The organism is Halomonas sp. LMYGS-3, from assembly GCF_059509875.1.
In genome coordinates, this window is the sequence record NZ_JCAKFQ010000048.1 from 1 (window position 1) to 11,634 (window position 11,634).

General features: G+C 67.7%; 9 protein-coding genes and 2 pseudogenes. 4 read left to right on the forward strand and 7 right to left on the reverse strand.

The annotated features are described in order from the left end of the window. The 4 genes and pseudogenes from AC5W54_RS21845 to AC5W54_RS21860 all read left to right on the forward strand — a co-directional run. A pseudogene (locus AC5W54_RS21845) lies at nucleotides 1–367 on the forward strand (urocanate hydratase); the annotation flags it as partial. 177 nt (nucleotides 368–544) lie between these two features. Further along, a complete protein-coding gene (gene hutH, locus AC5W54_RS21850) occupies nucleotides 545–2,080 on the forward strand; it encodes a histidine ammonia-lyase (protein ID WP_495964212.1) in 1,536 nt (511 codons plus the stop codon). A 78-nt stretch (nucleotides 2,081–2,158) separates the two neighbouring features. Continuing rightward, complete coding sequence (locus AC5W54_RS21855) at nucleotides 2,159–3,505, forward strand: Na+/H+ antiporter family protein (RefSeq protein WP_495964213.1); 1,347 nt, start codon at nucleotides 2,159–2,161, stop codon at nucleotides 3,503–3,505. A 140-nt stretch (nucleotides 3,506–3,645) separates the two neighbouring features. Beyond that, nucleotides 3,646–6,414 carry a cation-translocating P-type ATPase gene (locus AC5W54_RS21860; protein ID WP_495964214.1) on the forward strand — a complete coding sequence of 923 codons (2,769 nt, stop codon included), beginning with the start codon at nucleotides 3,646–3,648 and terminating at the stop codon, nucleotides 6,412–6,414. Nucleotides 6,415–6,424: 10 nt separating this feature from the next. Here AC5W54_RS21860 and AC5W54_RS21865 read toward each other — a convergent pair whose 3' ends face one another. From AC5W54_RS21865 to AC5W54_RS21895, 7 genes and pseudogenes are all read right to left on the reverse strand, one after another. Next, nucleotides 6,425–6,760, reverse strand: a complete 336-nt coding sequence (locus AC5W54_RS21865) for a HepT-like ribonuclease domain-containing protein (protein WP_495964215.1) — start codon at nucleotides 6,758–6,760, stop codon at nucleotides 6,425–6,427. Continuing rightward, the gene (locus AC5W54_RS21870) at nucleotides 6,750–7,058 is read right to left on the reverse strand and encodes a nucleotidyltransferase family protein (RefSeq protein ID WP_495964216.1); all 309 of its coding nucleotides are present in this window, start codon (nucleotides 7,056–7,058) and stop codon (nucleotides 6,750–6,752) included. The genes AC5W54_RS21865 and AC5W54_RS21870 overlap by 11 nt, the downstream gene beginning before the upstream one ends. Nucleotides 7,059–7,200: 142 nt before the next feature. Then, nucleotides 7,201–8,151, reverse strand: coding sequence for an electron transfer flavoprotein subunit alpha/FixB family protein (locus AC5W54_RS21875; protein WP_495964217.1), 951 nt, complete (start codon nucleotides 8,149–8,151; stop codon nucleotides 7,201–7,203). Nucleotides 8,152–8,179: 28 nt separating this feature from the next. Then, nucleotides 8,180–8,929, reverse strand: a complete 750-nt coding sequence (locus AC5W54_RS21880; protein ID WP_495964218.1) for an electron transfer flavoprotein subunit beta/FixA family protein — start codon at nucleotides 8,927–8,929, stop codon at nucleotides 8,180–8,182. A gap of 25 nt (nucleotides 8,930–8,954) precedes the next feature. Next, nucleotides 8,955–10,088 (reverse strand): acyl-CoA dehydrogenase family protein, encoded by a 1,134-nt coding sequence (locus tag AC5W54_RS21885; protein ID WP_495964219.1) that lies wholly within the window; start codon nucleotides 10,086–10,088, stop codon nucleotides 8,955–8,957. Next, nucleotides 10,078–11,211, reverse strand: coding sequence for a CaiB/BaiF CoA transferase family protein (locus AC5W54_RS21890; protein ID WP_495964220.1), 1,134 nt, complete (start codon nucleotides 11,209–11,211; stop codon nucleotides 10,078–10,080). Before AC5W54_RS21890 ends, AC5W54_RS21885 begins: the two co-directional genes overlap by 11 nt. Nucleotides 11,212–11,267: 56 nt before the next feature. Beyond that, a pseudogene (locus tag AC5W54_RS21895) lies at nucleotides 11,268–11,634 on the reverse strand (urocanate hydratase); the annotation flags it as partial.

Genomic DNA, 11,634 nt, shown 5'->3' on the forward strand with positions numbered 1-11,634 from the left:
CCCCATCGTCATCGGCCGCGACCACCTGGACTCCGGCTCGGTGGCCAGCCCCAACCGCGAGACCGAAGCCATGATGGACGGTAGCGATGCCGTCTCCGACTGGCCGCTGCTCAATGCCCTGCTCAACACCGCGGGTGGCGCCACCTGGGTCTCGCTGCACCACGGCGGCGGCGTGGGCATGGGCTACTCCCAGCATGCCGGGGTGGTGATCGTCGCCGACGGCACCATTGAGGCCCACGCCCGCCTGGGCCGGGTGCTGCGCAACGACCCGGGCACCGGGGTGATGCGCCACGCCGACGCCGGCTACGAGATCGCCAAGCAGTGCGCCCGCGAGAACGGACTCGACCTGCCGATGCTCGATAGGTAAGAGCGCCGCTAAAAACGCTGGGCGCGATGTGCGCCGGGGACAAGGCGAAGCGAGGGTCTTTTTCCAGGGAAGGAAAAAGTAGCGCCCAGGGACGGGTTCACAGCGCCCTCGCGAAGGCTTGTCGCCGGATTAGCTCATCGCTCTACGCCGCACACTCTTTCTCAGGAGAGCCATTTCATGCCCCATCTCGAGATCCACCCCGGCAAGATGACCCTGGCCCAGGCGCGCCGGGTCTACGAGGCCCAGGTGCCCGTCAGCCTGCCGGCCAGTGCCGACGCCGCCATCCGGCGCTCCGTGGACTGCGTCAACCGCGTCGTGGCGGAGAATCGCACCGTCTACGGCATCAACACCGGCTTCGGCCTGCTGGCCCAGACCCGGATCGCCAGCGAGGAGCTGGAGGACCTGCAGCGCTCCCTGGTGCTCTCCCACGCCACCGGCGTCGGCGAAGCCATGGAGGACGCCCTGGTGCGCCTGATCATGGTGCTCAAGGTCAATAGCCTGGCGCGCGGCTTCTCCGGCATCCGCCGCGAGGTACTCGACGCCCTGATCAGTCTGATCAACGCCGAGGTCTATCCGCACATCCCGCTCAAGGGCTCGGTGGGCGCCTCCGGCGACCTGGCGCCCCTGGCCCATATGAGCGTGGTGCTGCTCGGCGAGGGCAAGGCCCGCCACCGGGGCGAATGGCTGCCCGCCCGTCAGGCGCTCGAGCTCGCCGGGCTCGCGCCGATGCAACTGGCACCCAAGGAGGGCCTGGCCCTGCTCAACGGCACCCAGGTCTCCACCGCCTACGCCCTCAAGGGCCTGTTCGAGGCCGAGGACCTGTTCGCCGCCGCCATGGTGTGCGGCTCGCTGACCGTGGAAGCCACCCTCGGGTCGCGCTCGCCCTTCGACCCGCGCATCCACGAGGCACGCGGCCAGCGCGGCCAGCTCGATGCCGCCGCGACCTACCGTCACCTGCTGGGTGAACGCAGCGAGATCAGCGACTCCCACGCCGACTGCGACAAGGTGCAGGATCCCTACTCCCTGCGCTGCCAGCCCCAGGTGATGGGCGCCGCCCTGACCCAGCTCCGTCAGGCTGCCGAGGTCCTGGCGGTGGAAGTCAACGCGGTGTCGGACAACCCTCTGGTCTTCGTGGACGGCGACGACATCCTCTCCGGTGGCAACTTCCACGCCGAACCGGTGGCCATGGCCGCGGATAACCTGGCACTGGCCATCGCCGAGATCGGCTCCCTCGCCGAGCGACGCATCTCGCTGATGATGGACAAGCACATGTCGCAGTTGCCGCCCTTCCTGGTGGAGAAAGGCGGTGTCAACTCCGGCTTCATGATCGCCCAGGTGACGGCGGCGGCGCTGGCCAGCGAGAACAAGGCCCTGGCGCACCCGCACAGCGTCGACAGCCTCCCGACCTCGGCCAACCAGGAGGATCACGTCTCCATGGCCCCGGCCGCCGGCAAGCGCCTCTGGGAGATGGCCGACAACGTACGCGGCATCGTTGCCATCGAGTGGCTGGCCGCCTGCCAGGGCCTCGACATGCGCAACGGCATGCAGACCTCCGAGACGCTGGAGCAAGCCCGTCGACTCCTCCGCGAGCGCGTGGCGCACTACGCCGAGGACCGCTTCTTCGCCCCGGACATCGAGGCCGCCACCGAACTGCTCGCCAGCCGCACCTTGAGCCCGCTGGTGCCGGCCGGTATGCTGCCGAGCCTTCACTGACGCCGCTTCTCCCCCGCCCCCACGGCCGCGCCCTGGGGGCGGTCATCGCCTTCCACCTCAACGACAAGAGCCTGTTCCATGAATGCCATCGTTCTGGCCATCCTGGTGATGGTCGGCCTGAGTCTTGCCCGGGTTTCCGTGGTCTTCGCCCTGATCGTCGCCAGCCTGGTCGGCGGCCTCTACGCCGGCATGCCGCTGGCCGAGATCCTCGACGCCTTCAATGACGGCCTCGGCAACGGCGCCACCATCGCCCTCTCCTACGCGGTACTCGGCGCCTTCGCCGTGGCGCTGGCCCGCTCCGGCATCACCGAGCTGATGGCCAATCGCGCCATCCGCCGCTTCCACCTCGACGAGTCGGGAAGCAGCCGCCGCACCGTCACCTATACCCTGCTGGCGGCCCTGCTCGCCGCCGCGGTGAGCTCCCAGAACCTGATCCCGGTGCATATCGCCTTCATCCCGGTGCTGGTGCCGCCGCTGCTCAAGCTGATGAACCACCTGAAACTCGACCGGCGCCTGGCGGCCTGCGTCATCACCTTCGGCATCACCGCCCCCTACATGCTGCTGCCGGTGGGCTTCGGCGCCATCTTCCTGAACGACATCCTGCTGGCCAACCTCAACGAGAGCGGCGCCGCCCTGGGCCTCGAGGTGACCCGCCAGATGGTGCCCCTGGCCATGGTGATCCCCATCGGCGGCATGGCGCTGGGGCTGGCCGTCGCCGTGCTGTGGAGCTATCGCAAGCCGCGCCACTACCAGGATCGCGACCTGGCCCACGGCGACGAGACGCCCGCCGAGGCGGCGACGCACCTGGCACCCTGGCAGCTCGGCGTGCTCGCCGTGGCGCTGGGCGGCACCGTGGCCCTGCAGCTGATCACCGGCTCCATGGTGCTGGGCGGGCTGTTCGGCTTCGCCTTGCTCTCGGTGAGCGGCGTCTTCCGCTGGCGCGAGCAGGACGGCATCTTCACCGAAGGCATGCGCATGATGGCCCTGGTCGGGTTCATCATGATCTCGGCGGCGGGCTTCGCCAGCGTGATGCAGGCCAGCGGCGAGGTCGAGGGCCTGGTCACCGGCTCCGCCGAGCTGATCGGCGACAACAAGGGACTCGCGGCCCTGGTGATGCTGCTGGTCGGGCTCTTCATCACCATGGGCATCGGGTCGTCCTTCTCGACTATTCCGATCATCGCCTCGCTCTACGTGCCCCTGGCACTCGGCTTCGGCTTCTCGCCCCTGGCCACCGTGGCCCTGGTCGGCACCGCCGCGGCCCTGGGCGACGCCGGCTCGCCGGCCTCGGACTCGACCCTGGGGCCCACCGCCGGCCTCAACGCCGACGGCCAGCACGACCATATCTGGGACAGCGTGGTGCCCACCTTCCTGCACTACAACATCCCGCTGATCGCCTTCGGCTGGGTCGCCGCCATGCTGCTGTAGAACTGACAGGGCGCCTCCAGGGGGGCAGACCGTCACGGTCCCTGGTCATCCCACCTCGTGACCTTGATCTGCATCACTGCGCTGCAGCAAAGACTATGCTACAAGCGGAAAGGCAACCTCGACCCCGCCGGAGGTAAGGGATGACCACACCGCCATCGCCAGACCGCCAGGAGTGGCACGCCCTGTCCACCGACCAGGCCCTGCAATACCTCGAGGCCGGCCAGCAGGGCCTGGACAGCCGCGAAGCCCAGCGACGCCTGGCGCACCATGGACTCAACCAGCTGCAGCAGGCCGAGGCCCGCCCCTGGTGGAAGCGCCTGCTGGCGCAGTTCAACAACATTCTCATGCTGGTGCTGATCGTCGCCGCCATCGCCAGCCTGGGCCTGGGCCACCGGCTCGATGCTGCGGCCATCCTCGGCGTGGTGCTGATCATCGCCCTGATCGGCTTCCTCCAGGAGGGCAAGGCCGAGCAGGCCCTGGACAGCATCCGCCGGATGCTCTCGCCCCAGGCCAACGTCCTGCGTGACGGCAAGCGCCGGGTGATTCCCGCCGAGCAGCTGGTGCCCGGCGATATCGTGCTGGTGGAGAGCGGCGATCGGGTACCCGCCGACCTGCGCCTGCTCGAAGCGCGCCGCTTCCGTACCGAGGAGGCCTCCCTGACCGGCGAGTCCAGCGCCGTGGACAAGGCGACCGAGGCGGTGGCCGAGGACGCCGAACTGGGCGACCGCACCGGCATGGCCTATGCCAGCACCATCGTGGTCCAGGGCAGGGCCCGCGGCCTGGTGGTGGCCACCGGCGCCCATACCGAGATCGGGCGCATCTCCGAGATGCTGCGCGAGGTCGAGAAGCTCAAGACCCCCCTGCTGCGCCAGATCGATCGCGCCGGGCGCGTCCTGGCGATCTGCATCCTGATCGCCGCGGCCATGACCGGGACCTTCGGCGTCCTGGTCCACGGCCAGCCTCTGGGCGAGATGTTCATGGCCGCCGTGGGGCTGGCCGTGGCCGCCATTCCCGAGGGCCTGCCGGCCATCGTCACCATCGGCCTGGCGCTGGGCGTCCAGACCATGGCGCGGCGCAACGCCATCATTCGCCGCCTGCCAGCGGTGGAGACCCTGGGCTCCATCTCGACCATCTTCTCCGACAAGACCGGTACCCTGACCCGCAACGAGATGACCGCCCAGGCGATCTGGCTCCCGGAGGGCGAGATCCATATCGAGGGCACCGGTTTCGCGCCGGAGGGCGGCTTCTTCCGGGCCGGCGAGGCCGGCAAGCCCGAGGGCGGGACACTGAACCTCGACGAGCATCATGCCCTGCGTCACTTCCTCAAGGTGGGCGTGCTGTGCAACGACGCCGAGCTGGCCCAGGAGGAGGGGCGCTGGACGATCCACGGCGATCCCACCGAGGGCGCCCTGGTGGTCGCCGCCGCCAAGGCCGGGCTCGAGGCACGCACCCTGCGCGGCGACCATGACCGCCAGGACGCCATTCCCTTCGAGTCCGAGCGCAAGTACATGGCCACCCTGCACGAGGTGGAGGGGGAACAGCGGCTGCTGGTCAAGGGCGCCCCGGACCGCCTGCTGGAGATGTGCCACCGGGTCCGCGACAACGGCGGCGAGACCGAACTGGACCCGGCGGAGTGGGAAGCGCGCATCCATGCCCTCTCCTCCCGCGGCCTGCGGGTACTGGCGCTGGCCGAGAAGCCGCTGCAGGAAGTCGAGGCCCTCGACGACGAACACGCCGAACAGGGACTGGTGCTGCTGGGCCTCGTCGGGCTGCTCGACCCGCCCCGGGACGAGGCCATCGAGGCGGTCAAGGACTGCCTGACGGCCGGTATCCGGCCGGTGATGATCACCGGCGACCACGCCGTCACCGCCCAGGCCATCGCCCGGCAGCTGGGCTTCCTCCACACCGACCGCGCCCTCTCCGGCCGCGAGATCGAGGCGATGTCCGACGCCGAGCTCGAGGCGATCATCGAGGAAGTCGACGTCTTCGCCCGCGCCGCGCCGGAGCACAAGCTACGCCTGGTCAAGGCCATGCAGGCCAGGGGCGGCATCTGCGCCATGACCGGCGACGGCGTCAACGACGGCCCGGCGCTCAAGCGCGCCGACGTGGGCGTGGCCATGGGCATCCAGGGCACCGAGGCGGCCAAGGAGGCCGCCGAGATGGTGCTCGCCGACGACAACTTCGCCACCATCGTCGGCGCCATCCGCGAGGGCCGCAAGGTCTACGACAACATCCGCAAGACCATCACCTTCATCCTGCCCACCAACGGCGGTCAGGGGCTGGCCATCATGCTCGCCGTGCTGGCCGGCACCCAGCTGCCGGTCACCCCGCTGCAGGCGCTGTGGGTCAACATGGTGGTGGCCGTCACCCTGGGCCTGGCGCTGGCCTTCGAGTCCGCCGAACGGGACATCATGTCCCGTCAGCCCCGCGACCCGGACGCCTCCCTGCTCGATCTCTTCCTGCTGTGGCGGGTGGTGTTCGTCTCGTTGCTGCTGCTCGCCGGGGTGTACGGCATGTTCGGCTGGATCCTCGCCCATGGCGGCAGCCTCGACCTGGCCCGCAGCGGGGCGGTCAACATGCTGGTGATGGGCAGCGCCGCCTACCTGATCAACAGCCGCTACCTGCTGGCCAGCACCCTGTCGCTGGACGGCATCTTCGGCAGTCGTCCGGTGTGGCTCTCCATCGGCATCATCATGGCGCTGCAGCTGGGCTGGACCTACCTGCCCTTCATGCAGCTGATCTTCGGCAGCGAGGGGCTCGGCCTCGGTCACTGGGCGGTGATCCTGGTCGCCAGCCTGGCCCTCTACCTGGTGGTGGAAGCGGAGAAGTGGATACTGCGCCGCCGCGCCACGGGCGGCGCCAGGCCAACCCCATCCGGCACCAGCGATCGTGAGGCCGAGGCGCGCTGACGTGTGGGGATCACTCCAGCAGTTGGGCCAGTTGTTCCTCCAGTTTGGGAAGCTGGCCTTCCACGACACCCCAGACGATTCGCGGATCCACGACCGCATAGCCATGAATCAGCATGTTGCGGAAAGCGACCATACGCGAAAGGTCAGATAACTTGTCGGCCAGCACAGGATCGAGCTTCGACAGCTGGTTGGCCGCTTCGCCGAGAATCTCGCATTGGCGCTCCACGGCGGATTGCAAGAGATCGTCGGCCAGATAGTCCTCGAAGGTCTTGCCTTGGGTGAATCGACGAATGCGCTCAACGGCAAGCTGCATGTCATGCAGATATTTTCGCGGATCACGCCGCATAGAGCAGGGCCTCGCTTTGCTCGACACTCTGCCGGAACCACGGATTGGAAAGCGCATGGGGCGTCACCAGGTCAACCGGTCGCTCGAGCCGCGTTTCCAGTGCCGCCTTGAGGGAAAAGAAGGAGTCAGCCATCTCGGCAGGGGATAGCTCGGGCTCGAACTCCACCAGGAAATCCAGATCGCTGGCGTCGGAGAAATCACCTGCTACAGCCGACCCGAACGCCGCTAGACGACGGACACCATAACTACGACACAGTGCCTGAATATCCTCTCGCGCATTCTCCAGCAGTGCGATCATACCCCCTCCGAAGTGACCTCGTCCTTGCCTGATCATAGCATCGAATAGGGGCTACCCCCGCCGCTTGGTGCGGGGGAGGGATACGCGACCGAGTTGCGCCGGCAAAGGCGCAACCTGGAAGCCTCCTTTCAGGTCATTGCCCCTACAGGTTCTGCTCGAGCTCCGGCAGCGCCTGGAACAGATCGACGACCAATCCGTAATCGGCTACCTGGAAGATCGGCGCTTCCTCGTCCTTGTTGATGGCGACGATCACCTTGGAGTCCTTCATGCCCGCCAGGTGCTGGATGGCCCCCGAGATGCCCACGGCGATGTAGAGCTCGGGGGCGACGATCTTGCCGGTCTGGCCCACCTGCATGTCGTTGGGCACGAAGCCGGCGTCCACCGCGGCGCGCGACGCGCCGATGGCCGCGCCCAGCTTGTCGGCGATGCCCTCGAGCAGCTGGAAGTTCTCGCCGCTGCCCATGCCGCGGCCGCCGGAGATCACCACCCGAGCCGCGCCCAGCTCGGGGCGGTCGGACTGGGCCAGCGCTTCCTTGACGAAGGTGGACTGGGCGTTGTCGGCCACGAAGTCGACCGTCTCGATGTCGGCGCTACCGCCCTGATCTTGTGAAGAGCCCACGGCGTCGAAGGCGGTGGTCCGCACGGTGATCACCTTGAGCGCATCGGCGCTCTGCACCGTGGCGATGGCGTTGCCGGCGTAGATCGGCCGCTGGAAGGTATCGGCGCTCTCCACGGCGATGATCTCGGAGAGTTGGCTGACGTCCTTGAGCGCGGCGAGGCGCGGCAGCACGTTCTTGCCGGTGGTGGAGGCCGCCGCCAGCATGTGAGTGTAGTCGGAGGCGAGCTCGGCGAGCAGCGCCGCGGTGGGCTCGGCCAGCTGATGGGCGTAGGCGGCGTGGTCGGCCACGCGCACCTTGCGCACGCCGTCCAGCTTGGCGGCTGCTTCCGCCACGGCGCCGACACTCTCGCCCGCCACCAGCACGTCGATATCGCCACCACCGGCTTGTGAGACCTGCTGGGCAGCCGCCACGATATGTGCCGTGGCCGAGCTCAATTCCCCGTTATGCTGTTCGGCGAGTACCAGGATGCTCATGCAATCCGCTCCTTTCAAAGCACTGTTTTCAAATAACTTTGGCTTCGTTCTTGAGTTTGTCCACGAGCTCATCCACGGAGCCCACCTTGATGCCGGCCTGGCGCTCCGCCGGCGGCTCGACCTTGAGCAGCTTCACCTTGGAGGCCACCTCGACGCCCAAGTCCGCCGGAGTCTTGACGTCCAGGGGCTTCTTCTTGGCCTTCATGATGTCGGGCAGCTTGGCATAGCGCGGCTCGTTCAGGCGCAGGTCGGTGGTCACGATAGCCGGCAGGGAAAGCGAAACGGTCTGCAGGCCGCCATCGATCTCGCGGGTCACCTGCAGCTTGTCACCCTCCACCACCACCTCGGAGGCGAAGGTGCCCTGGGGCAAGCCGGCGAGTGCCGCCAACATCTGGCCGACCTGGTTGTTGTCGCTGTCGATGGCCTGCTTGCCGAGGATCACCAGCCCCGGCTGCTCCGCTTCGACCACCTTGGCCAGCACCTTGGCGGCGGCCAGCGACTCGACGGGGGCGTCGGTTTCCACATGAATGGCCCGGTCGGCACCCAGGGCGAGCGCGGTACGCAGCTGCTCCTGGGCCGCCTTGGGGCTGATGGTGACGGCCACCACCTCGGTGGCCACCCCGCGCTCCTTCAGGCGTACCGCCTCTTCCACGGCGGTCTCGCAGAAGGGGTTCAGGGCCATCTTGACGTTGGTGAGGTCGACGTCGGCGTGATCCGGCTTGACCCGGATCTTGACGTTGTAGTCGATGACGCGTTTGACCGCGACGAGGATTTTCATCGTTCGACTCCTGTGGCAATCGAGCTCAGGCGGTGATGGCCCGGCCAATGATGATCTTCTGGATCTCCGAGGTACCCTCGAAGATGCGAGTGATGCGTGCATCCCGGTAGTAACGCTCGATGGGCAGGTCACAGATATAGCCGTAGCCACCGTGCACCTGCACCGCGCTATCGGTGATCTTGGCCGCCGCCTCGGAGGCGAACAGCTTGGCCACCGCCGACTCCAGGCTGAAACGACCACCTGAGTCCCGGGCCGCTGCCGCCTGATAGGTGACCAGCTTGGCCGCCTCCAGCTGGGTGTGCATCTCGGCCAGCATCCACTGAATGCCCTGGTGCCTGCACAGCGGCTTGCCGGCCACCACCCGCTCCCGGGCCCAGGTCAGGGAGTCGTCATAGGCGGCACGGGCGATACCCACGCTCATGGCCGCCACCTCGACACGACCACGATCCAGTACCGCCATGGCGGTGGCGAAGCCTTGCCCCTCCTCCCCCAGCAGCGTGGCCTCGGAGAGTTGGCAATCGAAGCTGATCTCATAGATGTGGCTACCACGCAGCCCCAGGGTCTTCTCGGGACTCGAAAACTGGATACCCGAGGTATGGCGATCCACCAGGAAGGCCGAGATGCCCTTGTGGCCCTGACTCTCGTCGGTCTTGGCATAGACCACCAGGAAATCGGCGTAGGCACCATTGGTGATGTAGTGCTTGGTGCCAGTGAGGTGCCAGCCCCCCTCGCGCCGCACCGCCTTGGTGCGCATCTCGGCCGGATTGGAGCCGGCACCGGGCTCGGTCAGGGCGAAGGCGCCGAGCCTCTCCCCGCTGGCGCACAGCGGCAACAGCTCCTGCTTCTGCCGTTCGGTACCGCCCAGCAGGACCGAGTCGGTGGCCAGGAAGTGGGCGGTCAGCGAGGAGCAGGTGGCGGCACAGTGATAGGCCACCTCCTCCACCGCCAGGGACATGGCGATGCTGCCCGGATCGAAGCCGCCATAGGCATCAGGCAGGTTCATCCCCCAGAAGCCCAGCTCCCCCAGGGCATCGAGGCTCTCGCGGCAGAAGTCGCCGGTTTCGTCATAGCGCTTGGCGTTGGCCTTGAGCACCTCGGCGGATACGCGATGGGCAGCATCCTGAAAGGCAATGGCATCGGCGGTCAGTTCAAAGTTCATGGCAGGTCACCTCTTCGAAGAGCGTATTGTGCTGGCCCAGGGCGGGTGCCGGGCGGTGGCTATAGGGCTTGTGGCCGTTGAAGAACACCGGCTGGGGCGAGCCCGACCGCTCGCCGATGCGCGGCAGCAGCTGCCGTTCGGCGGCATGGGGAGAAGCCGCGGCCTGCGCGATATCCCAGATCGGCGAGACGGGCACGCCCGCCGCATCGAGACGCTCACAGACCTCCTCGACGCTGTACTGCCCGGCCCAGGCCTCGATACGCGCCTTGAGAGCCGCCTGGTTGGCGTTGCGCCGCTCGTCACTGCAGAAGGCCTCATCCTCCGCCAACTCGGGCTCCCCCAGGCAGTTCGCCAGCCTGGCGAAGAGGGCATTGTTGGCCACGGCGATGATCACCTGCCCATCCTGGGCCCGGAAGCTGTCGAAGGGCGCCGACAACGGATGGCGGTTGCCCACCGGGCCCGGTGCCGCGCCGCTGGCCAGAAACTGGGAGAGGTTGGTGACCTGCATGGAGAAGAGGCAGTCGAGCATCGACACATCCAGGCTGCTCCCTTGACGTTCCGGGTCGCGCTCGCGCCCGAACAGCGCCGCACAGATCGACCAGCTGGCGAAGAGGCCGGCGCAGATGTCCCCCAGGGACTCACCGACCCGGGTTGGTGCCCCGCCCTCTTCGCCGGTGACCGACATGATCCCGGAGAGCGCCTGGGCGATGATGTCGTAGGCCGGCTTGGCGCTCAGCGGTCCCTGTTGGCCGAAGCCAGAAATCGAGCAGTAGATGAGGCCGGGATTGATCGCCTTCAGGCTCGCCTCGTCAATACCCAGCCGTGCCGCCACGCCGGGGCGGAAATTCTCCACCAGAACATCGGCGGTCGCGCAGAGGGCATGGAAGCGCTCCCTCCCTTCGTCGCTCTTGAGATCGAGAGTCAGGCTGTACTTGCCACGGTTGAGCAGCGAGAAGTAGACGCTCTCGCCCTCGATGAAGGGCCCGATCTGGCGACTGTCATCGCCCTGGGGCGTTTCGATCTTGATCACCTCGGCGCCCAGGTCGGCCAGCATGGCAGTGCAGTAGGGACCGGCCAGGAAACGCGATAGGTCGATTACGGTCACACCCTTGAGGGGTTGCATGGTCTCTCTCCCGATGGGGGGCGCCGGAGACGGCGCCCTTGGCGTGAAAATGGGCGTTACTTGTCCAGCATCGGCAGGTCGAGACCGTTGTCGCGGGCGCACTGCTTGGCGATCTCGTAGCCGGCGTCGGCGTGACGCATCACCCCGGTGCCCGGGTCGTTGCGCAGCACCCGGCCCAGGCGGGCGTGGGCCTCAATGGTGCCATCGGCGACGATCACCACCCCGGCGTGCTGGGAGTAGCCCATGCCCACGCCGCCGCCGTGGTGCAGCGAGACCCAGGTGGCGCCGCCGGCGGTGTTGAGCAGGGCGTTGAGCAGCGGCCAGTCGGAGACGGCGTCGCTGCCGTCCTGCATCGCCTCGGTCTCGCGGTTGGGGCTGGCCACCGAGCCGGAGTCCAGGTGGTCGCGGCCGATGACGATGGGC